Below are 23260 nucleotides of genomic sequence, written 5' to 3'. Positions count from 1 at the left end.
CGGGCGCCGGCAACGCGGCAAGATGGCGGTAGGCGGGCACCCGCCATGGCGAAGCGGTATTCTAATGGACCGCACCATGCCCTCCGGCCCAGCCGTCCGCCGCCTTGCCAAGGAGCCAGCCCATGCCAGACCCGTCCAACGCCGCCACCCGCATCGAAAAAGACAGCCTCGGCGACGTGCCCGTGCCCGCCGACCACCTGTGGGGGGCGCAGACCGAACGCTCGCGCCAGAACTTCCGCATCGGCACCGAGAAGATGCCGCCCGCGCTGATCGAGGCCTTTGCCATCCTGAAGCTGTGCGCGGCGCGCGCCAACGGCGAACTGGGCGTGCTGCGGCCCGAGCTGGCGCATGCCATCGAGCAGGCCGCCGCCGAGGTCATCGAAGGCCGCTGGCCCGACGAGTTCCCGCTCTCGGTCTGGCAGACCGGCTCCGGCACGCAGACCAACATGAACCTGAACGAGGTCATCGCCAACCGCGCCATCCAGCTGCTGGGCGGCGAGGTCGGCAGCAAGACCCCGGTGCATCCCAACGACCACGTCAACGCCAGCCAGTCGTCCAACGACAGCTTTCCCACCGCGATGCACATCGCCGCCACGCGCGCGATCCAGCAGGAACTGCTGCCGGCGCTGGAGCAGCTGCAGCAAACCTTCGCGCGCAAGGTCGAAGCCTTTGCCGATATCGTCAAGGTCGGCCGCACCCACCTGCAGGACGCGGTGCCGCTGACGCTGGGGCAGGAGTTCTCCGGCTACATGGCGCAGGTGGCCGATGCGCAGTCGCGCCTGCAGCAGGCCATGCTGCGCGCGATGCCAGTGGCGCAGGGCGGCACCGCGGTCGGCACCGGCCTGAACGCGCCGCACGGCTTTGCCGCCGCCTTTGCGCGCGCGCTGGCGGACTACACCGGCCTGCCGTTCGAGCCCGCGCCCAACCGCTATGCGCTGCAGGCCGCGCACGACGCGCTGGCCGACCTGTCGGGCGCGCTCAACACCACCGCGTCGTCATTCCTGAAGATCGCGCGCGACTTCATGCTGCTGGGCTCCGGCCCGCGCGCCGGCTTTGCCGAGCTGGTGCTGCCGGCCAACGAGCCGGGCTCGTCGATCATGCCGGGCAAGGTCAACCCGACCCAGGCCGAGGCGCTGGCGATGGTGTGCTGCCGCGTGATCGGCAACCACACCACGGTCACGCTGGCGAACGGGCTGGGCACGCTCGAGCTGAACGCCTACAAGCCGGTGATCATCTACAGCCTGCTGCAATCGGTCAGCCTGCTGGCCGGCGCGGCCTCGAGCTTTGCCGAGCATATGGTCGAGGGGGTCGAGGCCGACCGCGAACGCATCGCCGAACTGCTGGAGCGCTCGCTGATGCCGGTGACCGCGCTCAATCCGCATATCGGCTACGACCGCGCCGCGGAAATCGCCAAGCTCGCGGTCAAGCGCAACCTGTCGCTGCGCGAGGCGGCGATCGCGTCCGGGCATGTCACCGAGGCGCAGTTTGCCGAGTGGATCGACCTGAAAGGGATGACGCGCGAGGTGTAGCGCGCGCGGGCTTGAAACAGAGAAGCAGAGGCGCCCGGCGCGGAACCGCGCCGGGGCGGGCCGGCCTCAGCCGACGAAAGCCTTTTCCAGCACGAAATGGCCGGGGTGGCTCATATTGCCTTCGGCAAAGCCGCGCGCTTCGAGGATGGCGCGCACGTCCTTCAGCATATCCGGGCTGCCGCACAGCATGATGCGGTCGTTCTCGGTCGAGAACGGCGCCATGTCCAGGCGCTCGAACAGCTCGCCCGAGGCGATCAGGTCGGTGATGCGGCCGCGGTTGTCGAACTCTTCGCGCGTCACGGTCGGGAAGTACACCAGCTTCTCGCGCACCAGCTCGCCGAGGTGCTCGTGCTGCGGCAGGTGTTCCTGGATCAGCTCGCGGTAGGCCAGCTCCTCGACGAAGCGGCAGGTGTGGGTCAGCACGACCCGGTCGTAGCGCTCGTAGACGTCCGGGTCGCGGATGATCGACAGGAACGGCGCCAGGCCGGTGCCGGTGGCCAGCAGCCACAGGGTCTTGCCGGGCAGCAGGTTGTCCACCAGCAGCGTGCCGGTCGGCTTCTTGCCGACGTAGATCTGGTCGCCTTCGCGCAGGTGCTGCAGGCGCGAGGTCAGCGGGCCGTCGGGCACCTTGATGCTGAAGAATTCCAGCGTCTCTTCATAGTTGGCGCTGGCAATGCTGTAGGCGCGCAGCAGCGGGCGGCCATTCACTTCCAGGCCGACCATGGCGAACTGGCCGTTTTCAAAGCGGAAACCGGGGTCGCGCGTGCAGGTGAAGCTGAAAAGGGTGTCGGTCCAGTGATGGACGGAAAGGATGGATTGCTGGTTCAGATTGCTCATGGCAAGACGCGGAATGCAGCGCGACGGCGCGCCAAAAAAACGGCTGGAAGAAGGCGATCTTAACGCAAGCCCCGGGTCGGCGCAGGCGGAGCCTGCAACGCCAGCAAGGGATTAGCGCCAATCCCGAGCGGATGAGCCGAAGCCATCACGTCGATGAACGTGTGGCGGCTTTTGCTGGCTCAGCGAGGTCCCGGCTTCACCCGCCGGGTGTGAGCGCGCCGGACAGTTCGCAGCGCTGGCGCGCCAGCGCTTCGCGCGAGTAGCCGTGGCGCACCCGCAACTGGTGCTCGACGGCGTCGGCCTGGTCCAGGCACGCGAACACCAGGTCGTCCTTGACGCGTTGCGACACGCCCTTCAGGCGCGGCGCCTCGTACGCGACCTGGCGCGCGCGGCAGCGCAGGAACAGCAGGGTTTCCTGCGAGGCGATGATCAGCTGGTCATGCTCGATCCGCTTGCAATCGACCAGATCCTGGGCGGAGGCGCTGGCGCCGGCAAAGAACAAAGGCAGGCACAGCCATCGGCGCAACGAGCGGTGCATGGCAAACGGGGGCGCAGAAGGCCAGTTGAGGGTCCGGCTCGAATCATTGCCCAGACCCGCGCACAGCGCAAGCCGCAGTGCGCGCAACATCGCATTGCGCGACCGCGCCGGATGGTGCCAATTCGGATTTCAGTGTCCATTTAACGGAACAATCGCCCGCAAAGCCTGATAACTTCGTCGCCACGGGCACCCATGCTGCATTGCAGCATAGCGTGAGGGGTGGGCAGGCCGGCCGGTTGACGCTACGCTGTTGCCAATAGCGCCGCAGTGCGCGCCAGATCACGCCCCAGACCGACGGGCTTGTCGCCCGGCCTGCCCCCGTGTGTTCCCTTGCCGCTTCCCCGCCTACCCGTAAGGCGGCCCCGATTGCGGCATCCCCCGCCCCGTACTGCGCAGCGCGACCCCCGCGGCGGCTTCACCGCCCTGACTGCCAAGACCACAACATGACCGATCTCACCGCTACCCCCGCCCAGACGGCGTCGCCCGACCGTGAAGACGTGCGCAAGCGCGTCTATGCCATCGTCGCCGCCTCGTCGGGCAACCTGGTCGAATGGTTCGACTTCTATGTGTATGCCTTCTGCGCGATCTACTTTGCGCCCTCGTTCTTCCCCAAGTCCGATCCGACCGCGCAACTGCTGAACACGGCCGGCGTGTTCGCCGCCGGCTTCCTGATGCGGCCCATCGGCGGCTGGCTGTTCGGCACCATCGCCGACCGCCATGGCCGCAAGCACTCGATGCTGATCTCGGTGGTGATGATGTGCGCCGGCTCGCTGCTGATCGCCTGCCTGCCCACCCATGCCAGCATCGGCAACTGGGCCCCGGCGCTGCTGCTGCTGGCGCGGCTGATCCAGGGGCTGTCGGTCGGCGGCGAATACGGCACCACCGCCACCTATATGAGCGAGGTGGCGCTGCGCGGCCGGCGCGGTTTCTACTCTTCGTTCCAGTACGTGACGCTGATCGGCGGCCAGTTGCTGGCGGTGCTGGTGGTGGTGATCCTGCAGCAGCTGCTTGACGAGGCACAGCTGAAGGCCTGGGGCTGGCGCATCCCGTTCGTGGTCGGCGCCGCCACCGCGGTGGTGGCGCTGTTCCTGCGCCGCTCGCTGCACGAGACCTCGTCGGCCGCCAGCCGCGGCAGCAAGGAGGCCGGCAGCGTGGCCGGGCTGTTCCGCCACCACAAGGCGGCGTTCTTCACGGTGCTGGGCTACACCGCGGGCGGCTCGCTGATCTTCTACACCTTCACCACCTACATGCAGAAGTACCTCGTCAACACCGCCGGCATGTCGATCAAGACCGCCAGCTACGTGATGACCGGCTGCCTGTTCCTGTACATGTGCATGCAGCCGCTGTTCGGCGCCCTGTCCGACCGCATCGGCCGGCGCAGCAACATGCTGCTGTTCGGCGCGCTCGGCGCGCTGTGCACGGTGCCGATCCTGAGCGCGCTGCGCACCGTCACCAGCCCGGGACTGGCCTTCGTGCTGATCGCCGCGGCGCTGGCCATCGTCAGCTTCTACACCTCGATCAGCGGCATCGTGAAGGCCGAGATGTTCCCGCCCGAGGTGCGCGCGCTGGGGGTCGGCCTGGCCTATGCCATCGCCAACGCGATCTTCGGCGGCTCGGCCGAGTATGTCGCGCTCGGCATGAAGACGCTGGGCCACGAGACCGCGTTCTACTGGTATGTGAGCGCGATGATGGTGATTGCCTTCTGCGTCAGCCTGCGCCTGCCGCGCCAGGCCCGGTACCTGCATCACGAGCACTGACGCACCGCCCGCCGGCGCCATGCCGCCGGCATGGCAATATACGGGGGCTGTCACCGCCCCTGTCTTTCCCCGATCACCCCATGGACCTGAACGCCCTGCGCCTGTTCGTCGACATCGTCGACGCCGGCAACCTGAGCGCGGCCGCGCGCAAGCTCAAGATGACGCGCGCCAATGTCAGCTACCGGCTCAAGGCGCTGGAAGAAGAGCTGGGCGTGCAGCTGCTGCGCCGGACCACGCGCCACGTCGAGCCGACGCCGGTCGGCGCCGGGCTGTACGAGCACGGCCGCAATATCCTGGGCGAGGTCGCGGCGGCCAATGCGCTGATCAGCAACATGGGCAAGAGCCTGCAGGGCCATGTGCGGCTGTCGGTGCCCACGGGCCTCGGCCATTCGCTGCTGTCGCCGCTGCTGGTGCGGTTCAAGCAGCGCTACCCGGACATCACGCTGGATGTCGTGTTCGACAATCGCGTGCACAACCTGGTGTCCGAGGACGTGGAGGTGGCGCTGCGCATCATCTCGACGCCGCCCGATTCGGTGGTCGCCACCGAGATCGGCGCGGTCGACTGGATCGTCTGCGCCGCGCCCGCGTACCTTGCCGGCCACCCGGCGCCGCAGGCACTGGCCGGGCTGCAGTCGCATGCCATCGTGTGCGCGTCGCCGGTGGGGCAGAAGCTCAAGGCTTCGGGCTCGCGCGCAGGCGGCAACGATGGCGAGGTGCGCGAACAAGTGGTGCTCGAGCCCACCCTCAGCTCGGAGAATTTCGCCTTCCTGAAGGAGGCGGTGCTGGCCGGCCTGGGCGTCGGCATCTTCCCGATCTATGCGATCGGCGCGGAACTGGACAGCGGCGCGCTGGTGCCGCTGCTGTCCGACTACCGCATCAGCGTGTTCGGCAGCAAGCTCTACATGCTGACCATGCCCAACCGCTACCAGACCCTGGCCACGCGCTACCTGCTGAATTTTTTGAAGACCGAACTGCAGGCGGTGTGGCCGCGGCTGCACCGCTAGCCGCAGGCCATCGCCATGGCGCCGGCGCACTATATTAGGAACACAAGGATAACCGTCGGCGCATCCGGAACCTAGGAGCAACCATGGCCCTGGCTAGTACGCTCGCTAACTGCCTGAGCAGCAAGAACACCCGCTACGACATCATCCGCCACCCCTACACCCTGAGCAGCATGGCCACGGCAGAGGCCGCGCACGTGCCCGGGGACCGGCTGGCCAAGACGCTGTTGCTGGAGGATGAACGCGGCTACGTTGCCGCTGTGATTCCTTCGAGCCATCACCTGCAGATGGCCGCCATCTGCGAACAGACCGGGCGCGACCTGGTGCTGGCGCACGAGGACGAGATCCGCGAGATATTCAAGGATTGCGACCTCGGCGCGATTCCGCCGGTGGCGATGGCATACGGCATGCAGACCTATGTGGACGACAGCCTGATGCAGCAGCCCGAAGTGTATTTCGAGGGCGGCGACCACCAGGACCTGGTGCACATGAGCGGCGACCAGTTCAAGCAACTGATGTCGGATGCCGGACACGGGCAATTCTCGCGCCGCATGATGTAAGCGGTGCACGGCAACGGCCACCACGCGGGTTGCGGCCCGCGTGGTGGCCGTTTTGCTGTTTTCAGCGGACCTGTGGCGATGCCTCGGCGCCGCCTGCGGGCAGCGCCGGCGCGCTGTCGTCTTTCAGGTCCACGCCTGAGCGCCCGAGCGCCGCCGCGCCGCGCAGCAGAAACACCAGCCGCTCGGCGGCCTGCGCATAGGACAGCCCCTCGGGTCGCACATTGGAGATGCAGTTGCGCTCGGCATCGGTGCGGCCGACGCGCGGCGCATGGGTCAGGTAGATGCCAAGGCTGTCGGGCGAACTCAGCCCGGGCCGCTCGCCGATCAGCATCACCACCTGGCGCGCGCCCAGGCGCTCGCCGATCTCGTCGCCCAGTGCCACGCGCGACTGCTCGGCAACTACCACGGGGCCGATCTGCCAGTCCGGCGGCAGGCGCTCACGCGCCGCCTGAAGCAGCGGCAGCGCATGGCGCTGCGTCGCCAGCGCGGACAGGCCGTCGGCAATCACGAACACCACATCAGGTGCCTGCGGCGGCCGTGCCGCGTCCAGCCGCTTACGGCTGACTTCGTCGAGACGACGGCCCAGGTCGGGGCGGCGCAGGTAGTGCTCGCGGTCAGGCGCCGCGCTGTGCACCGCCGCGTGCGCCAGCCCGGCCGCATCCAGCGCCGCGGTGACCGCGCCCACCTCCAGCGCCAGGTGCACCGCATCGCGCGCCTGCGCGTGGGCCAGGCCGAAGGCCAGCACGGCGTCGGTGGGCTGGCTGTGGCCGGTGCGGCCCAGCGCGATGCGCGCGCGCGTGAAGCGGCGCAGCCGTTGCCACGGGTCGGCTTCGGCCACCGCCGCCGGGTCGGGATCCGGCATGGCGGGAGCCTGGTGTTCGGAGGTCATCGCGGCTCCTTACAAGCTGTGGGCCATCTGCAGCAGCGGCTGGCGCGACGCGGGCTCCAGCAGCCGGCCGGCGCCGTCGGCAATGCCCATGCGCTGCAGCCAGGCCTCGAATTCCGGCGCCGGGCGCAGCCCCAGCACTTCGCGCAGGTACAGCGCGTCGTGGAACGAGGTGCTCTGGTAGTTCAGCATGATGTCGTCGGCGCCGGGCACGCCCATGATGAAGTTGATGCCGGCCACGCCGAACAGCGTCAGCAGCGTATCCATGTCGTCCTGATCGGACTCGGCATGGTTGGTGTAGCAGACGTCGCAGCCCATCGGCACGCCCATCAGCTTGCCGCAGAAGTGGTCTTCCAGCCCGGCGCGGATGATCTGCTTGCCGTCGTACAGGTACTCCGGCCCGATAAAACCCACCACGGTATTGACCAGCAGCGGCGAGAACGCGCGCGCCACCGCATAGGCGCGCGCCTCCATGGTCTGCTGGTCGACGCCGTGGTGCGCATCGGCCGACAGCGCACTGCCCTGCCCGGTCTCGAAGTACATCAGGTTGTCGCCCACGGTGCCGCGCGCCAGCGCCTGCGCGGCGTCGTGCGCCTCGGCCAGCAGCGACAGGCTGATGCCGAAGGCCGCATTGGCGCGCTCGCTGCCCGCCACCGACTGGAACACCAGGTCCACCGGCGCGCCCTGGCCGATCGCGCGCAGCGTGTTGGTGACATGGGTCAGCACGCAGGACTGCGTGGGGATGTCGAAGCGGCTGCGCAGCTCGTCGATCATGCGCAGCAGCGAGACGATCGCGCCGAGGTTGTCCGAGGCCGGATTGACGCCGATGGTGGCATCGCCGCAGCCATAGAGCAGCCCGTCGATGATCGAGGCGGCGATGCCCTTGGGATCGTCGGTCGGGTGGTTGGGCTGCAGCCGCACCGCCAGCCGGCCCGGCAGCCCCACCGTGCTGCGAAAGCGCGTGACCACCTGGCACTTGCGCGCCACCGCGACCAGGTCCTGGTTGCGCATCAGCTTGCTGACCGCCGCCGCCATTTCCGGCGTGATGCCCGGCGCGACCCGCGCCAGCATGGCGCTGTCGGTTTCATGCCGCAGCAGCCAGTTGCGCAGGTCGCCCACGGTGGTGGCATCGATCGCGGCAAAGGCGGCGGCGTCGTGGCGGTCGTGGATCAGGCGCGTGACCTCGTCGTCTTCATAAGGCACCAGCGCCTCGTTGAGGAAGCGCGTCAGCGGCACCTCGGCCAGCGCCAGCCGTGCCGCCATCCGCTCCTGTTCGCTTTGCGCGGCAAGGCCCGCCAGCGCATCACCGGAGCGCGCCGGGCTGGCCCTGGCCAGCAGCGTGCGCAGGTCGGCAAAGACGTGGCGGTGGTTGCCGATGGTATGGGTGTAGGCCATGCGTTGCGTTCCCGGGCTTGGCGACAACTAGGACTACGCGGCGAACCACGGGCCGCGCGCGATTCCCCCTAATATAGACACCCTTTGCGTGTGCCGATATGCCAACATCGGTGCCAGGTCGTGGCGGCCGGGCGACCGAAGCCGCGACTGACGCAGCGATTACATCTGGATCGGCGAGAATCCAGGAATTCTTTTCAGCAAATTGCATGCCGGAGACACCGATGAAAGACCCCGAACCGACCGTCACCCCGCGCCTGCCGCCGGCCGCGTGGTACAGCGTCGGCACCGTCGCCTACCTGCTGACCGCGCTGGCGCTCTGGACCGTGCTGCATGCCAACCTGGTGGCGGCGCTGCTGTCCGGGCTGCTGCTGTATTCGCTGGTGGACGTGCTGGCGCCGCGCCTGAAGCGCCTGCACCAGCGCCACGACGCGCTCGCGGTGGCGATCCTGTCGGCGCTGATCCTGCTGGGCCTGACGCTGGCGGGCTGGCTGCTGGTGCGCTTTGTCAGCGGCGAGGGCAATACCCTGGACGGCCTGCTCAACCACGTCGCCGACATCATCGACCGCTCGCGCGGCCAGCTGCCGCCATGGGTCAGCGACGCGCTGCCCAACGGCGTCGACGAGCTGGCCAACACGCTGATCGACACCCTGCGCGAGCATGCCGCGATGGCGCAGAAGCTGGGCGCCGAGGTGCTGCGCACGCTGGTGCATATCCTGATCGGCCTGGTGATCGGCGCGATGGTGGCGCTGTACCGGGCGGTGGCGCGGCCCAACCGGCGCCCGCTGGCGGCCGCCCTGGTGGCGCGGGCGCGCACGCTGCAGCAGGCGTTCTCGCAGTTCATCTTCGCGCAGATCCAGATCTCCACCATCAACACCGTGCTGACCGCGCTCTACCTGCTGCTGGTGCTGCCGCTGTTCGGCGTGCATCTGCCTTTGAGCAAGACCCTGGTGGTGATCACCTTCGTCGCGGGCCTGCTGCCGGTGCTGGGCAACCTGATCTCGAACACGGCCATCGTGGTGGCCTCGCTGTCGGTATCGCTGCCGATCGCGGTGGGCTCGCTGGTGTTCCTGGTGGTGATCCACAAGCTGGAGTACTTCCTCAATGCGCGCATCATCGGCGCGCGCATCCAGGCGGCGGCGTGGGAACTGCTGATGGTGATGCTGCTGATGGAGACGCTGTACGGCATCCCGGGCGTGATCGCCGGGCCGATCTTCTACGCGTACCTGAAGCGCGAACTGGCCGGCGCCGGGCTGATCTGAAGGCAGTGGCCGGCACGCCGGGCCGGTGGTAGGACCAATAACACGTCCATTACGACCTACGACCTGTATTCAGGCCCCGTCGTGCTCCACGCGGCTGCGCACGAAGTCGATGTGGGTCTGCATCGCCGTGCGCGCCTCTTCCGGACGGCGCGCACAGATCGCCTCGCACAGCGTGCGGTGCTGCAGCAACAGCAGGTCCGAGGCGCCGTCGTCCTGTTCGCGCAGGCCGGTGCCGTTGATGGTGATGTGCTCGCGCAGCATGCCGATCACGCTGGTATGCAGGTGCAGGAACATGGTGTTGTGCGAGGCCTGCGCGATGGCGTCATGCAGCTGCGCATCGGCATCGGCCTCGGCCTGCTTGTCGTCGGCGGCGCGCGCGCGTTCCAGTTCGGCCATCAGCGCGCGGATGCGCCTGACGTCGGCGGCATCCGCGCGAAGCGCCGCGAAGTAGGCCGTGGCGCCTTCCAGCACGCGGCGAAATTCCAGGATGTCTTCGCGCAGCGCGGGATGGTCCGCCACCAGCTGGCCCCACGGCGAGGCAATGCCGGCGCGCAGCTGGTCGGTGGCATAGACGCCAGCGCCGCGCCGGCTCTGCAGCAGGCCGCGCGCGGCCAGGCGCTGGATCGCCTCGCGCACGGTGTTGCGCGCCACCGCGTACTGCTCGGCCAGCACGCGCTCGGCCGGCAGACGCGTGCCGGGCGGCCAGGTGCCGTCGAGCAGGGCCGTCTCCATGCGCCGCATCACCGACTCCACGCGTCCGCGGGTATGCCCGTGCCTGGCTGCCGTCATGCCGTAGTTTCCTCGCTCCTGAACTGGCGCGACCTGCCTGCTGAATTGGTCCAACCAATTTGAAGCGCCGCGCGGAAGCGGGAATTATGCGCCCAAACGTGCGACCCAGCACGTGTGGAGCGAGACATGAAGGATCGTCAGTACCCCAGCGGCCCTGCCCCCACGCAGGCCTACCTGTTTGCCACCTGCCTGGTCGACATGTTCGTGCCGCAGGCTGGCCTCGATGCCGTGCGGCTGCTCGAGCGCGAAGGCCTGACCGTGCATTTCCCGCGCGGCCAGAGCTGCTGCGGCCAGCCTGCGTACAGCAGCGGCAACCCCGACGCGGCCCGTGCGGTCGCGCGCGCCCAGCTCGACCTGTTCGGCCAGCCGTGGCCGGTGATCGTGCCGTCCGGCTCGTGCGCCGGCATGATGCGCCACCACTGGCCGCAGCTGTTCGCCGACGATCCGGTGGCCGGCCCGAAGGCCCGCGAACTGGCCGCGCGCGTCTATGAGCTGGGCGAATTCCTGTTGCACGTGCTGAAAGTGGACTTCGGCGCTGCGGCACCATCGGCCGAGCCGCCGGAGCGCATCGTGCTGCATACCTCGTGCGGCGCGCGCCGCGAAATGGGTACGCGCCAGCACGGCGTGGCGCTGGTCGATGCGCTGCCGGGCGTGACCCGCGTCGAGCATGCGCGCGAGTCGGAATGCTGCGGCTTCGGCGGCACCTTCTCGCTCAAGCATCCGGATATCTCCGGCGCGATGGTGCGCGACAAGGTGGCCTCGGCCTGCGCCACCGGCTGCGACCGCCTGGTCTCGGCCGACTGTGGCTGCCTGCTCAATATCGGCCATACCGCCGCGCACGACCGCGCCCCGCTTCAGGTAGAGCACCTGGCCAGCTTCCTGTGGCGCCGTACCGGAGGTGCCGCATGAGCACGCCCGGCGCCCGCGAACGCATGCTCGGCCGGCTGCGCGCCGCCGCGCCCGTGCCGTCGCCGCAAACCACCGAGCTGGACCGCCGCATCGACGGCCATTTCGAAGCACGCCGCCATGGCACGCCAACGCCTGGCGCACGCGTCGCCGCGATGCAGGCCGCCCTGCAAGGCTTGCATGCCGAAGCCTGGTGCGCCGACGCCAGCGCCTGGCCGGCGATGCTCGCTGCCGAACTGGCCAGCGCGGGCGTGAAGCGCCTGCTGCTCGATCCGGCCTCCACGGCCGGCGCGGCGCTGGCCGCCGCGCTGCCGGCCGGCATCGAAGCCATCGGCTACGACCGCCCGATCGAGGCGTGGAAGGCAGAGCTGTTCGACACCGTCGATGCCGGCTTCACCGTGGCGCGCTCCGGCATCGCCGCCACCGGCACGCTGGTGCTGGCGCCCGATGCGGGCTCGCCGCGCACGGTGTCGCTGGTGCCGCCGCTGCATGTCGCGCTGGTGCGCGCCTCGACCCTGCATGACGACCTGCATATGGCCGCGCGCGCCGAGCGCTGGGCCGACGGCATGCCGACCAACCTGGTGCTGGTCTCGGGTCCGTCCAAGACCTCGGACATCCAGCAAACCCTGGCCTACGGCGCGCATGGTCCGCGCCGGCTGTGGGTCGTGATCGAAACCGACACCGCGGAGGCCGCAAGATGAGCCAGCAGACTTTGCAATTCGTTGCGCCGCGAGAATTCAAGGCGCGCGCCCGCGAGGCGCTGGACGATCCCAAGCTGCGCCAGAGCTTCCGCGGCGCGATGGACTTCCTGCAAGGCAAGCGCCTGGCGCAGTTCCCCGACGCCGACGAGCTCGAACGCCTGCGCGACCTGGGCGAGGCGGTGCGCCAGCACGCGCTGGCCAACTTGCCGGACCTGCTGGTACAACTGGAACAGAAGCTGACCGCGGCCGGCGTCCAGGTGCACTGGGCCGAGACCGCCGACGAGGCCAACGCCATCATCCACGGCATCGCCAGCGCCCGGCAGGCCACGCGCGTGATCAAGGGCAAGTCGATGGCCAGCGAAGAGATCGAGCTGAACCATTACCTGGCCGAGCGCGGCGTCGATTGCATCGAGTCGGACATGGGCGAATACATCGTCCAGCTGGCCGGCGAAAAGCCCTCGCATATCGTGATGCCGGCCATCCACAAGACCAAGGGCGACATCGCACAGCTCTTCTCCGAGCATATCCCCGACACGCCCTATACCGAGGACGTCGACGCGCTGATCCAGACTGGCCGCCGCGCGCTGCGCCAGGCCTTTGTCGAGGCCGACATCGGCCTGTCCGGCGTGAACTTCGCCGCCGCTGACACCGGCACGCTGTGGCTGGTGGAGAATGAGGGCAACGGCCGGCTGTCCACCACCGTGCCCGACGTGCATATCGCCATCATGGGCATGGAGAAGGTGGTGGCCAGGCTCGAGCACATCGTGCCGCTGTCGACGCTGCTGACGCGCTCGGCCACGGGCCAGGCCATCACCACCTACTTCAACCTGATCTCGGGCCCGCGCCGCGCGGGCGAGCGCGATGGCCCGCGTGAAGTGCACCTGGTGCTGCTCGACAACGGCCGCACTCAGGCCTATGCCGACGCGCAATTGCGCGCGACGCTGCAATGCATCCGCTGCGGCGCTTGCATGAACCACTGCCCGGTCTACACCCGTATCGGCGGCCACGCCTACGGCACCACCTACCCCGGCCCGATCGGCAAGATCATCTCGCCGCATCTGCTGGGGCTGGACGCCACCGCCGACCTGGCCACCGCCTCGAGCCTGTGCGGCGCCTGCGGCGAGGTCTGCCCGGTGCGCATCCCGATCCCGCAACTACTGGTGCGCCTGCGCACCGAGTCCAACCGCGATCCCGACGAGAAGGTGGCGCACCCCCTGCGCGGCCAGGGCGCCAAGTACAGCCGTGGCGAGCACCTGGTGTGGCGCTTCTGGAGCGGCGCCTATTCGCACCCGGCGGCCTACCGGCTGTTCCGCTGGGCCGCCACGCGCCTGCGCGCGCTGACACCGGCGCGGCAGCTGGGATGGACGCAGCACCGCACGCCGCTGAAGCCGGCGGCGAAAAGCCTGGCGGACCTGCTGAAGGAAAAGGGGCAGCCGGAGTAGGCGGCGGCAGGCGCGGCGCAGCGCAGCGCTAACGCTTCGAACTCCCGACTGTGTACCCCCTCTCCCGCTTGCGGGAGAGGGTTGGGGAGAGGGCGGGCGCATCGACGAAGTACAACGCTGCCGCATAACCACGGCCTGCCCTCTCCCCCGCCCGTCTCCCGCAAGCGGGAGAGGGGAGCAAACAAGCGGGAACGGGGACGGCCTCGGTACTCGCACACAAAACAAGAATTTTCCCGAACCACCACCAAATCAGGAGACCACCCTTGCAACCCTGGACCCAACTCTACACACCGCTAGGCAGCCTGTGGCTGTCCTCGCTGGCGGCAGCGATCCCCATCGTGTTCTTCTTCATCGCGCTCGCGGTCTGGCGCATGAAGGGCCATGTCGCCGCGGCGGTGACGCTGCTGCTGGCGCTGGCCGTGGCGATCTTCGCTTACGGCATGCCCGCGCAGCAGGCGCTGGCCTCGGCCGGTTTCGGCTTTGCCTACGGCCTGTGGCCGATCGCATGGATCATCGTGACCGCGGTGTTCCTTTACAAGATCGTGGTCAAGACCGGCCAGTTCGACGTGATCCGCGCCTCGGTGCTGTCGATCACCGACGACCAGCGCCTGCAGATGCTGCTGATAGGCTTTGCCTTCGGCGCCTTCCTGGAGGGTGCGGCCGGTTTCGGCGCGCCGGTGGCAATCACCGCGGCGCTGCTGGTGGGGTTGGGCTTCAACCCGCTGTACGCCGCTGGCTTGTGCCTGATCGCCAATACCGCACCGGTGGCGTTCGGCGCGATGGGCATTCCCATCATCGTGGCCGGGCAGGTGACGGGCCTGGACCCGTTCCATATCGGCGCCATGGCCGGTCGCCAGCTGCCGCTGCTGTCGCTGCTGGTGCCGTTCTGGCTGGTGTTCATGATGGACGGCGCCAAGGGCGTGCGCGAGACCTGGCCGGCGGCGCTGGTGTGCGGCGGCAGCTTCGCCGTGACGCAGTACTTCACCTCCAACCATATCGGGCCGGAACTGCCGGACATCACCTCGGCGCTGGTGAGCCTGGTGTCGCTGGCGGCGTTCCTGAAGGTGTGGCAGCCGCGCAGCGCATCGCAGCGCGCCGGCGGCAGCGCCGGCAACGTCAGCGGCGGCACGGTCGCGCTGGCTGGCTTCGGCGGCGATATTGGCGGCGGCTTCGGCGGCGCGATGGCAAGCCGCACGGCATCGCCCTACACGCTGGCGCAAACGCTGCGCGCGTGGGCGCCGTTCGGCATCCTGACCGCCATCGTCACGGTGTGGAGCCTGCAGCCATTCAAGGCGCTGTTCGCCGCCAACGGCCCGCTGGCGGGCACGGTGCTGAAGTTCAAGGTCCCGGGCCTGGACCAGCTGGTGATCAAGGCCGCGCCGATCGTGGCTACGCCCAAGGCCTATGACGCGGTGCTGAAGATCGACCTGCTCTCCGCCGTCGGCACCGCGATCCTGCTGACCGCGCTGATCTCCGCCGTGCTGCTGCGCATGAAGCCGCGCGACCTGCTGGCCACGTTTGGCGAAACGCTGGTGGAACTGGCGCGCCCGGTGCTGTCGATCGGGCTGGTGCTGGCGTTCGCCTTTGTCGCCAACTACTCCGGCATGTCGTCGACGCTGGCGCTGCTGCTGGCCGGCACCGGCGCGGCGTTCCCGTTCTTCTCGCCGTTCCTGGGCTGGCTGGGCGTGTTCCTGACGGGGTCCGACACCTCGTCGAATGCGCTGTTCTGCGCGCTACAGAACACCACCGCGCACCAGATCGGCGTGTCCGACACGCTGATGGTCGCGGCCAACACCACCGGCGGCGTCACCGCCAAGATGATCTCGCCGCAATCGATCGCCGTGGCTTGCGCGGCGACCGGACTGGTGGGCAAGGAGTCGGAACTGTTCCGCTTCACCGTGAAGCACAGCCTGCTGTTCGCGGTGATCATCGGCGTGATGACAATGGTGCAGGCGTATTGGCTGCCGGGGATGATTCCGGGTTAAGCGTTGCTGGGGCCGGCCCGGCGACGCCTATTCGAGGAAATCGTTGCCCGGCGTCAGCGGCGCATACCGGTACGTCGCCGGCGTCCGGCTCAGCTTCACCGGCGCGCCCAGCCCCTGGTACCCTCCTTCCATCTCCACCACCATCTCGCGGTGCCGCGTATGCGGATGCTGCAAGGCATCGGGCACCGACAGCACCGGCGCGCACGGCACGCCCGCGGCCACCAGCGTATCCGCCAGCGCCTTGCCGTCGAGCGTGCGCATGCGCGCTTCCAGCTCGGCCTTCAGCGCGGCGCGATTGACCGAGCGCGCGCCGGCGCTGGCGTAGCGCTCGTCGTCGGCCAGCGCCGGCACCTGCAGGTGCTCGCACAGGATGCGGAACTGCCGGTCGTTGCCCACCGCCAGGAAGACCGGGTCGGTGGCAGTGGCGACGGTGTCGTACGGATAGATGTTGGGATGCGCATTGCCCGTGCGCTGCGGCGTCTTGCCGCTCATGAACCAGTTGGCCGCATGCGGATGCAGCAGCGACAGCCCCGAGTCATAGAGCGCGGCCTCGACGAACTGACCGCGCCCGCTACGTGCGCGCTCCTGCAGCGCCAGCAGCACGCCGATCACGGCGTTGAGACCGGTCACCATGTCGACCACCGGCAAGCCCACGCGCAGCGGATCGCCATCGGCCTCGCCGTTGATGCTCAGGATGCCCGACATAGCCTGGATCGCGGCATCGTAGCCAGGCAGGCCGCCCAGCGGGCCGTCGGCGCCGAAGCCCGACACGCGGCAATGGACCAGCCGCGGGAAGCGCGCCGACAGTTCGTCATAGCCCAGCCCCCACTTCTCCAGCGTGCCGGTCTTGAAGTTCTCGACCAGCACGTCGGCCTCGGCCAGCAGCGCCAGCAGCATCTCGCGGTCGGCTTCGGCGGTCAGGTCCAGCCGCATCACGCGCTTGTTGCGGTTCAGGCCGAAGTAGTAGGAGGCGACGCCGTCCTTGAACGGTGGCCCCCAGGTACGGGTGTCGTCGCCCTGCGGCGGTTCGATCTTAAGCACGTCGGCGCCGTGGTCGCCCAGGATCTGGCCGCAGTACGGGCCGCCCAGGATACGCGACAGGTCGACCACGCGGATGCCGGCGAGCGCGCCGGGACTGGCTTGGGTCATGGCTGCGATTCCCTTGGCGTTGTCAATCGAGCTGGGCGCCGGACTTCTGCACCACGGCGCGCCACTTGCCCACCTCGGCCTTGACGAAGCTGCCGAGTTGCTCCGGCGTGGTCGACGGCGCGAACTCCAGGCCTTGCGCCTGCAGCGTCTTGCGCACGTCGGGCTGCTTCAGCGCCTCGGCAAAGGCGCGGTTGAGCTTGCCGACCACCTCCGCCGGCGTGCCGGCGGGCGCGACCACGCCGAAGAACACCGACACGTCGAACCCGGGCACGCCCTGCTCGGCCACAGTCGGCACGTCGGGCAGCGCCTGCGAGCGGGCCTTGGTGGTCACGCCCAGCGCGCGCACCTTGCCGCTCTTGATGAAGGGCATCGCGGTCAGCACGTCGGTGAAGGTCATGCTGACCTGGCCGCCGAGCAGGTCGTTCAGCGCGGGGCCAGTGCCCTTGTACGGGATATGCTGGAAATCGGTGCCGGTGACGTTGTTGAACAGCACGCCCGCCAGGTGCGACGAAGCGCCATTGCCGGACGAGGCATAGGTCAGCTTGCCCGGATTGGCCTTGCCGTAGGCGATCAGCTCGTTGACGTTCCTGGCCGGCACCGACGGATTGACCACCAGCACATTGGGCAGCTGGCCGATCTGGATCACCGGGGTAAAGCTCTTGACCGGGTCATAGTTGATCTTGCGGTACAGGCTGACGTTGATCGCCAGCGGCGCCGAGGTGCCGAACATCAGCGTATAGCCGTCGGGCTCGGCGCGCGCCACGGCCTCGGCGCCGATATTGCCGCCGGCGCCGGCACGGTTCTCGACCACCACCGGCTGGCCGAGGCTAGTCTTGAGCGCGGCGGCAAGCGTGCGCGCCATGGCATCGGTGGGGCCGCCCGGCGGATAGGTCACCACCATCATGATCGGCTTGGAGGGAAAGTCCTTCTGCGCGAAGGCGGGGGCGATAAACAGCGAACACGCGGCGATGGCCGCGACGCGGTGCCAGAGTTTCATGGCGTTGTCTCCTGGTGTAGGACGTCTCCCGCGGGGTGTGCGGGATGGTTGGGGCGCTGGGGTTGGGGTGCTGCGGGTTCAGGCAATCGATGTCAGAACACGTTGACCGCATCGACCGCGCCGGCCGCGCGCACCGCGCCATCGTCGGCGGGCGCCACCGTTTCGGCCAGCCATGCCGGCTCCTCGCTTGCCGCGAGCGGGTCCTGCGGCAGCACGCGGTGGCGCAGCACCAGCTGGGCCAGCCGCATGCGGCGCACCGAGCCGATGCGCCCGGCCTCCCAGGCCATCGCCACCGCGCTGGTCACGTGGTACAGCGCCGAGGCCGCCTGGCGCGCCAGCAGCTCGCCGTCGGCACCGGCCGCGGCGGCCTGGCCGGCGAGTTGGGCGGCGCTGGCGATGGCGCCTTCGAACACCGCGCGGGCGTCCGCCTGCATCGGGGTATCGGCCAGCAGCCCAGCCAGGTGCGCCTGCAGCACCGGCAATGCGCCCTCGCGCCGGACCGCACGCAGCACGTCGAGCGCGACGATATTGCTGGTGCCTTCCCAGATCGAGCCCAGGTGGGCGTCGCGCACCAGGCGCGGGTCGCTCCATTCCTCGATATAGCCGCAGCCGCCGCGAATCTCCATGGCGTCGCCGGTGACCTTGCGCGCGTCGCGGCAGGCGCGGAACTTGATCAAAGGGGTCAGGATGCGCATCAGCGCGTAGGCGTCGGGCTCGCCCGCGTCGGCGCGGCGCAGCGCCTCGGCGGTCTGGAACACCATGGTGCGCGCCTGTTCGGTCGGCAGTGTCAGCTTGAGCAGCTGGCGGCGCATCAGCGGCATGTCCTGCAGACGCTTGCCGAAGGCCTGGCGCTCGCGCGCGATGAACAGGCCCTCGGTCAGCGCGCGGCGCATCAGCCCGGCGGCGCGCACGCCGTTGGACAGGCGCGAATTGTTGATCATGTCGGCCATCTGCACGAAGCCGCGGCCGGGCTCGCCGACCAGGTAGGCGTGCGCGCCTTCCAGACGGATCTCGCCGCTGGCCATCGAGCGCGTGCCCAGCTTGTGCTTGAGCCGGATGATGCGGTAGTGGTTGGCGCTGCCGTCTTCCAGCTGGCGCGGCAGCAGAAACAGCGACACGCCCTTGTGGCCGGGCACGGCGTTGCCGGCCTCGTCTTCCACGCGCGCCAGCACCATCGCCAGCGCGGCATCGGGGTTGGAGCAGAACCACTTGTCGCCATGCAGCCGCCAGCCGCCCTCGGCCGAGGCATCGCGCACCGCGCGGGTGGCGGTGGCGGCGACGTCGGAGCCGGCGCCCTGCTCGGTCATGAACATCGCGCCCTGGTACAGGTCGTCAAAGACCTGGGTGGTCAGGTTGGGCAGGAAGCGCTCGACCAGCGCCGGGTCACCGAACTTGCGCAGCGTGCGCGTCAGCGAATCGGTCATCGACAGCGGGCAGCACAGGCCGAACTCCGCCTGCACGAACAGATAGGTGAGCGCGTACTTTGCCGCCGGCGGCATGGGCTTGTCCCAGCCCAGCACGCCGCCGCGGTGAGAGGCCGCGGCCAGACCGAATTCTGAGAAGGCCACGCGCTCCATCTCGACATAGGCAGGGTGCTTGTCGATGCGCTGCGCGTCGACGCCGGCGCGGGTGCGGTAAGTCAGTTCCGGCGGGTTGCGGTCGGCCACGCCGGCCAGCTCGTCGAGCACGCCGCCGGCCAGCGCGCCCATGCGCTCGAGGTGGGGCAACAGGTGGTTGAACAGGTCGGGCGGCAGGTACAGCGGCAGCAGCGCGCGCAGGTCCGGGTCGGCGGCGAGCAGGCTGCCGCCCTGGCGGTCAGGCACCGGATGCACGGCGGCCGCCGCTTGCGCGGCGTGGTGTGGCTGGGGGATGTCGCGCACGGCGCTGGAAGGCATGACAGGTCTCCTGGTATGCGGGATGCCGGCTTGCGGCCCCTTTGGCCTCCATTATTCAAACCCCAAGGATTCGCGTCTAATTCTAAAATTGGCTTGATCCATATAATTTCTGTATCGCCATGGAATTCCGCCACCTGCGTTACTTCCTCGTGCTGGCCGAGGAACTGCACTTTGGCCGCGCCGCGCGCCGGCTGGCCATCTCGCAGCCGCCGCTGTCGCTCAATATCCAGCAGCTCGAGGCCTCGGTCGGAGCGCGGCTGTTCGACCGCGACAGCCGCGGCGTGCGGCTGACCGCGGCCGGCCGGGCCTTTCGCGAATCGGCCACGGCGCTGCTGGCGCAGGCCGAGGCCGCGCGGGTGCTGGCGCGCGAGATCGAAGCCGGCGCGGTTGGCCGGCTGCGCGTGGGCTTTGTCGGCTCGATGCTGTACCGCGGGCTGCCGCAGACGCTGCGCGAGTTCGAGGCCGCCTATCCCGGCATCCATGTGGCGCTGACCGAGCTGAATTCGCAGGAACAGATCGACGCGCTGCTGCATGACGAGCTCGACGCCGCCTTTATCCACACCGGCCGGGTCCCGGACACGCTGCAGGCCACGCTGGTGCACGCCGAGCCGTTCGTCTGCTGCCTGCCCGCGGACCATGCGCTGGCCGCGCTGGCGGAGTTGCCGCTGACATCCCTGCGCGGCGAGCCATTCGTGCTGTTCTCGCGCAAGGCCTCGCCCGACTATTACAGCCGGATCTTCGACATGTGCGCCGCGCAAGGCTTCTTCCCGCAGATCCGGCACGAGGTGCGGCACTGGCTGTCGGTGGTGTCGCTGGTGTCGCAGGGCATGGGCGTGGCGGTGGTGCCGGCGGCGCTGGCGCGCTCGGGCATGGCCGGCGCGGCGTTCCGGCCGCTGGCGGAAGCGGCGGTGCGCTCGGAGGTCTATTGCGCATGGAAGACGGCGCCGGACCATCCGGCCCGCGACCACTTCGTCGCCATGGTGGCGGGCAAGGCGGCGCAGCCGAAGCCCGACCATCAGCACAGCCGTAAAGAAAAAGCCACCGGTCCAGGGACCGATGGCTTGTGAAGTACGCGTGGAACGGGGTGTTCAGCGTGCTGTGAGCTTAACGCCGCTGGCTTACGGCAGCCATAACGCAAATGCAGTAATTGCACGCGATGACAGGAATCGCACGGATTCGTGTCTCATTGCCGAACCGCGGTTCTTGCATCGCTTGAATAACGGGCACGTAGGGCCGTATTGCCAAAGCCTGCGCTCAGCCATTCATCCCCTTAGCGGTTATCATTCGCCTCCTGCCGTGCCCGCCGCGGCAAGGCTGACGTGCCCGCCCTTTGAGGGGGCAACGTAAAGCCTTATTTGCGATACAATGAAAACGATTTTCATTTACACACCCCGGCGCGGTCGTACCGACCGCTTGGCGGCAGGCCGCGCCACGGACTGGAAGCATGATGCGGTTGTCTGAACTTCCACGGCGCACGCCCGCCGTAGTGCAATCGGTGGACGACGCCACCCCAGGGGATCCGGTTGCGCGCCGCCTGCGCGAACTGGGCTTCGTTGCCGGCGAAGCCGTGCAGGTCATCGCCTACGGGCCGTTCGGCATGGATCCGCTGGTGGCGCAGGTAGGCTTCACGCGCTTTGCGCTGCGCCGCTCGGAGGCGGCGCGCATCGGCGTGGAAATCGCCAGCGCCTCGGTCACCCGCATCGCCCCCGCCACGCAGGGCGACGAGACTGCCCAACCGTCCGCCAAGCGGACCGCCTGAGCCTTCCCCGGATTATGTCTGCAGCTGCCTCCCCTTCTGCCCTGCGCATTGCGCTGGTCGGCAATCCCAATTGCGGCAAGACCGCACTGTTCAACCGCCTGACCGGCAGCCGCCAGAAGGTGGCCAACTACGCCGGCGTCACCGTCGAGCGCAAGGAAGGCTACTTCGTGTCGCCGGCCGGGCGCCAGGTGCGCATCCTGGACCTGCCCGGCGCCTACAGCCTGCATGCGGCCAGCCTGGATGAAGCCATCACGCGCGATGTCTGCCTGGGCCAGCGCGCCGGCGAAGCGCGCCCGGACCTGCTGGTGTCGGTGGTCGACGCCACCAACCTGCGCCTGCACCTGCGCTTCGTGCTGGAACTGCGCCAGCTGGGGCTGCCGATGGTGGTGGTGCTGAATATGAGCGACGCGGCCGCGCGCCGCGGCATCCAGATCGACCGCGACAAGCTGTCGGCCGCGCTCGGCGTGCCGGTGGTCAGCACCGTGGCGGTCCGGCGCGACGGCGCCGCGGCGCTGGTCAGCCTGCTCGATGCCACGCTGCCGCCGGCCCCGCCGGCCGGCACTGCGTCCGGCCCTGACTTCGACGTGCATGCCGAAGTCAACCGCCTGCTGTCGGCCGCGGTAAGCATGCCGGCGCGCACCGCCGCGCTGGACGACCGCATCGACCGCATCGTGCTGCACCCGGTGTTCGGCCTGCTGCTGCTGGCGGTGCTGCTGTTCCTGATGTTCCAGGCGGTGTTCTCGTGGGCCGAGCCGCTGATGGACGGCATCGAGGGCGGCGTGCACTGGGCCGGCGAGATGCTGGGCGCCTGGCTGCCCGACGGCATGCTCAAGAGCCTGCTGGTCGATGGCCTGGTCGCCGGGCTGGGCAGCGTGGTGGTGTTCCTGCCGCAGATCCTGATCCTGTTTCTGTTCATCCTGACGCTGGAAGAATCCGGCTACCTGCCGCGCGCGGCATTCCTGCTCGACCGCCTGATGATGGGCGCGGGGCTGTCGGGGCGCTCGTTCATCCCGCTGCTGTCGAGCTTTGCCTGCGCCATCCCCGGCATCATGGCCACCCGCACCATCCAGGACCCGCGCGACCGGCTCACCACCATCCTGGTGGCGCCGCTGATGACCTGTTCGGCGCGGCTGCCGGTCTATGCGCTGCTGATCGGCGCGTTCGTCCCCGAGCGCACCGTGATGGGCCTGTTCAACCTGCAGGGGCTGGTGCTGTTCGCGCTCTACGTGGCCGGCATCGTCAGCGCGCTGGTGGTGGCCTATGCGCTCAAGTTCCTGCGCCGCGACCGCACCGACCATCCGCTGCTGATGGAGCTGCCGTCGTACCGTATCCCCAATCCGCGCGACATCGCCATCGGCCTGTGGGAGCGTACCCGCATCTTCCTGTCGCGCGTCGGCAAGGTGATCCTGGCGCTGACGGTGCTGCTGTGGTTCCTGTCGACCTTCCCGTCCGCGCCCGAGGGCGCGACCGCGCCGGCGATCGACTACAGCTTTGCCGGCATGATCGGCCACGCGCTGCAGAAGGTGTTCGCGCCGGTGGGCTTCAACTGGCAGATCTGCATCGCGCTGGTGCCGGGCCTGGCCGCGCGCGAAGTCGCAGTCGGTGCGCTGGCCACCGTCTATGCGCTGTCGGGCAGCGAAGAGACCGTGGCCACGCAGCTGGCGCCGATGATCGCCGCGCAATGGTCGCTGGCCACCGCGCTGTCGCTGCTGGCGTGGTATGTGTTCGCGCCGCAGTGCATCTCCACGCTGGCGGTGATCCGGCGCGAGACCGACTCCTGGAAGGTGATGGCGCTGTCGGCCGCCTACCTGACCGGGCTGGCCTACCTGGCCGCGTTCGTGACCTACCGCGTCGCGCTGCTGTTCAGCTGAAGCG

Annotated in this window: 20 protein-coding genes; 12 read left to right on the top strand and 8 right to left on the bottom strand. The window is 68.9% G+C overall.

What is annotated here, in order from left to right:
- Positions 1-122 precede the first annotated feature (122 nt).
- Positions 123-1529: a class II fumarate hydratase gene (gene fumC / locus C7416_RS21995; protein WP_111520888.1), complete on the top strand. Its 1407-nt coding sequence runs from the start codon at positions 123-125 to the stop codon at positions 1527-1529.
- A 66-nt stretch (positions 1530-1595) separates the two neighbouring features.
- Here fumC and C7416_RS21990 read toward each other — a convergent pair whose 3' ends face one another.
- Complete coding sequence (locus C7416_RS21990; protein WP_018006019.1) at positions 1596-2366, bottom strand: ferredoxin--NADP reductase; 771 nt, start codon at positions 2364-2366, stop codon at positions 1596-1598.
- Between the two features lie 196 nt (positions 2367-2562).
- Positions 2563-2904 carry a hypothetical protein gene (locus tag C7416_RS21985; RefSeq protein ID WP_111520887.1) on the bottom strand — a complete coding sequence of 114 codons (342 nt, stop codon included), beginning with the start codon at positions 2902-2904 and terminating at the stop codon, positions 2563-2565.
- Between the two features lie 443 nt (positions 2905-3347).
- Here C7416_RS21985 and C7416_RS21980 point away from each other — a divergent pair, with 443 nt between their 5' ends.
- The 3 genes from C7416_RS21980 (at position 3348) to C7416_RS21970 (ending at position 6222) form a co-directional block, all read left to right on the top strand.
- On the top strand, positions 3348-4661 hold the full coding sequence (locus C7416_RS21980) for an MFS family transporter (RefSeq protein WP_111520886.1): 1314 nt from the start codon (positions 3348-3350) through the stop codon (positions 4659-4661).
- Between the two features lie 80 nt (positions 4662-4741).
- Positions 4742-5665: a LysR family transcriptional regulator gene (locus C7416_RS21975; RefSeq protein ID WP_111520885.1), complete on the top strand. Its 924-nt coding sequence runs from the start codon at positions 4742-4744 to the stop codon at positions 5663-5665.
- Positions 5666-5748: 83 nt separating this feature from the next.
- The gene (locus tag C7416_RS21970; protein ID WP_111520884.1) at positions 5749-6222 is read left to right on the top strand and encodes an aminoacyl-tRNA deacylase; all 474 of its coding nucleotides are present in this window, start codon (positions 5749-5751) and stop codon (positions 6220-6222) included.
- A 61-nt stretch (positions 6223-6283) separates the two neighbouring features.
- Here the strand turns inward: C7416_RS21970 and eutC are convergent, their stop codons facing one another.
- Both eutC and C7416_RS21960 read right to left on the bottom strand, forming a co-directional pair.
- Positions 6284-7084, bottom strand: coding sequence for an ethanolamine ammonia-lyase subunit EutC (eutC, locus tag C7416_RS21965; protein WP_111520946.1), 801 nt, complete (start codon positions 7082-7084; stop codon positions 6284-6286).
- A gap of 36 nt (positions 7085-7120) precedes the next feature.
- Positions 7121-8503, bottom strand: coding sequence for an ethanolamine ammonia-lyase subunit EutB (locus tag C7416_RS21960; RefSeq protein ID WP_111520883.1), 1383 nt, complete (start codon positions 8501-8503; stop codon positions 7121-7123).
- A 221-nt stretch (positions 8504-8724) separates the two neighbouring features.
- Here C7416_RS21960 and C7416_RS21955 point away from each other — a divergent pair, with 221 nt between their 5' ends.
- Positions 8725-9762, top strand: coding sequence for an AI-2E family transporter (locus C7416_RS21955; RefSeq protein ID WP_111520882.1), 1038 nt, complete (start codon positions 8725-8727; stop codon positions 9760-9762).
- A 69-nt stretch (positions 9763-9831) separates the two neighbouring features.
- Here the strand turns inward: C7416_RS21955 and C7416_RS21950 are convergent, their stop codons facing one another.
- On the bottom strand, positions 9832-10551 hold the full coding sequence (locus tag C7416_RS21950) for a FadR/GntR family transcriptional regulator (protein ID WP_181461296.1): 720 nt from the start codon (positions 10549-10551) through the stop codon (positions 9832-9834).
- A gap of 126 nt (positions 10552-10677) precedes the next feature.
- Here C7416_RS21950 and C7416_RS21945 point away from each other — a divergent pair, with 126 nt between their 5' ends.
- The 4 genes from C7416_RS21945 (at position 10678) to C7416_RS21930 (ending at position 15585) form a co-directional block, all read left to right on the top strand.
- Positions 10678-11460 (top strand): (Fe-S)-binding protein, encoded by a 783-nt coding sequence (locus C7416_RS21945; RefSeq protein WP_111520881.1) that lies wholly within the window; start codon positions 10678-10680, stop codon positions 11458-11460.
- A complete protein-coding gene (locus C7416_RS21940) occupies positions 11457-12158 on the top strand; it encodes a LutC/YkgG family protein (protein ID WP_111520880.1) in 702 nt (233 codons plus the stop codon). Before C7416_RS21945 ends, C7416_RS21940 begins: the two co-directional genes overlap by 4 nt.
- On the top strand, positions 12155-13600 hold the full coding sequence (locus tag C7416_RS21935) for a LutB/LldF family L-lactate oxidation iron-sulfur protein (RefSeq protein ID WP_111520879.1): 1446 nt from the start codon (positions 12155-12157) through the stop codon (positions 13598-13600). Before C7416_RS21940 ends, C7416_RS21935 begins: the two co-directional genes overlap by 4 nt.
- Positions 13601-13863: 263 nt before the next feature.
- Positions 13864-15585 (top strand): lactate permease LctP family transporter, encoded by a 1722-nt coding sequence (locus tag C7416_RS21930; RefSeq protein WP_111520878.1) that lies wholly within the window; start codon positions 13864-13866, stop codon positions 15583-15585.
- A gap of 27 nt (positions 15586-15612) precedes the next feature.
- Here C7416_RS21930 and C7416_RS21925 read toward each other — a convergent pair whose 3' ends face one another.
- From C7416_RS21925 to C7416_RS21915, 3 genes are all read right to left on the bottom strand, one after another.
- Positions 15613-16734 carry a CaiB/BaiF CoA transferase family protein gene (locus C7416_RS21925; RefSeq protein WP_111520877.1) on the bottom strand — a complete coding sequence of 374 codons (1122 nt, stop codon included), beginning with the start codon at positions 16732-16734 and terminating at the stop codon, positions 15613-15615.
- Positions 16735-16756: 22 nt separating this feature from the next.
- Positions 16757-17731, bottom strand: a complete 975-nt coding sequence (locus C7416_RS21920) for a Bug family tripartite tricarboxylate transporter substrate binding protein (RefSeq protein ID WP_111520876.1) — start codon at positions 17729-17731, stop codon at positions 16757-16759.
- A 92-nt stretch (positions 17732-17823) separates the two neighbouring features.
- A complete protein-coding gene (locus C7416_RS21915; protein WP_111520875.1) occupies positions 17824-19626 on the bottom strand; it encodes an acyl-CoA dehydrogenase family protein in 1803 nt (600 codons plus the stop codon).
- Between the two features lie 119 nt (positions 19627-19745).
- Between C7416_RS21915 and C7416_RS21910 the strand changes: the two genes are divergently transcribed.
- From C7416_RS21910 to feoB, 3 genes are all read left to right on the top strand, one after another.
- Positions 19746-20693: a LysR family transcriptional regulator gene (locus tag C7416_RS21910; RefSeq protein WP_111520874.1), complete on the top strand. Its 948-nt coding sequence runs from the start codon at positions 19746-19748 to the stop codon at positions 20691-20693.
- Between the two features lie 380 nt (positions 20694-21073).
- Positions 21074-21385, top strand: coding sequence for a FeoA family protein (locus C7416_RS21905; protein ID WP_026164180.1), 312 nt, complete (start codon positions 21074-21076; stop codon positions 21383-21385).
- Positions 21386-21399: 14 nt separating this feature from the next.
- A complete protein-coding gene (gene feoB, locus C7416_RS21900; RefSeq protein WP_111520873.1) occupies positions 21400-23256 on the top strand; it encodes a ferrous iron transport protein B in 1857 nt (618 codons plus the stop codon).
- Positions 23257-23260: the final 4 nt, after the last annotated feature.

This window comes from Cupriavidus phytorum (assembly GCF_003254285.1).
Lineage (GTDB): Bacteria > Pseudomonadota > Gammaproteobacteria > Burkholderiales > Burkholderiaceae > Cupriavidus > Cupriavidus phytorum.
Note: the sequence above shows the minus strand (reverse complement) of the source record. Positions and strands in the feature narration are given on the sequence as shown.

Bases quoted from the DNA above. Each gene is read 5' to 3' on its own strand.
- eutC (WP_111520946.1), bottom strand. From the start codon at position 7,084: ATGCCGGATCCCGACCCGGCGGCGGTGGCCGAAGCCGACCCGTGGCAA.
- C7416_RS21970 (WP_111520884.1), top strand. From the start codon at position 5,749: ATGGCCCTGGCTAGTACGCTCGCTAACTGCCTGAGCAGCAAGAACACC.
- C7416_RS21920 (WP_111520876.1), bottom strand. From the start codon at position 17,731: ATGAAACTCTGGCACCGCGTCGCGGCCATCGCCGCGTGTTCGCTGTTT.
- C7416_RS21960 (WP_111520883.1), bottom strand. From the start codon at position 8,503: ATGGCCTACACCCATACCATCGGCAACCACCGCCACGTCTTTGCCGAC.
- fumC (WP_111520888.1), top strand. From the start codon at position 123: ATGCCAGACCCGTCCAACGCCGCCACCCGCATCGAAAAAGACAGCCTC.
- C7416_RS21915 (WP_111520875.1), bottom strand. From the start codon at position 19,626: ATGCCTTCCAGCGCCGTGCGCGACATCCCCCAGCCACACCACGCCGCG.
- feoB (WP_111520873.1), top strand. From the start codon at position 21,400: ATGTCTGCAGCTGCCTCCCCTTCTGCCCTGCGCATTGCGCTGGTCGGC.
- C7416_RS21980 (WP_111520886.1), top strand. From the start codon at position 3,348: ATGACCGATCTCACCGCTACCCCCGCCCAGACGGCGTCGCCCGACCGT.
- C7416_RS21945 (WP_111520881.1), top strand. From the start codon at position 10,678: ATGAAGGATCGTCAGTACCCCAGCGGCCCTGCCCCCACGCAGGCCTAC.
- C7416_RS21925 (WP_111520877.1), bottom strand. From the start codon at position 16,734: ATGACCCAAGCCAGTCCCGGCGCGCTCGCCGGCATCCGCGTGGTCGAC.
- C7416_RS21950 (WP_181461296.1), bottom strand. From the start codon at position 10,551: ATGACGGCAGCCAGGCACGGGCATACCCGCGGACGCGTGGAGTCGGTG.
- C7416_RS21940 (WP_111520880.1), top strand. From the start codon at position 11,457: ATGAGCACGCCCGGCGCCCGCGAACGCATGCTCGGCCGGCTGCGCGCC.
- C7416_RS21985 (WP_111520887.1), bottom strand. From the start codon at position 2,904: ATGCACCGCTCGTTGCGCCGATGGCTGTGCCTGCCTTTGTTCTTTGCC.
- C7416_RS21905 (WP_026164180.1), top strand. From the start codon at position 21,074: ATGCGGTTGTCTGAACTTCCACGGCGCACGCCCGCCGTAGTGCAATCG.
- C7416_RS21935 (WP_111520879.1), top strand. From the start codon at position 12,155: ATGAGCCAGCAGACTTTGCAATTCGTTGCGCCGCGAGAATTCAAGGCG.
- C7416_RS21910 (WP_111520874.1), top strand. From the start codon at position 19,746: ATGGAATTCCGCCACCTGCGTTACTTCCTCGTGCTGGCCGAGGAACTG.
- C7416_RS21975 (WP_111520885.1), top strand. From the start codon at position 4,742: ATGGACCTGAACGCCCTGCGCCTGTTCGTCGACATCGTCGACGCCGGC.
- C7416_RS21990 (WP_018006019.1), bottom strand. From the start codon at position 2,366: ATGAGCAATCTGAACCAGCAATCCATCCTTTCCGTCCATCACTGGACC.
- C7416_RS21955 (WP_111520882.1), top strand. From the start codon at position 8,725: ATGAAAGACCCCGAACCGACCGTCACCCCGCGCCTGCCGCCGGCCGCG.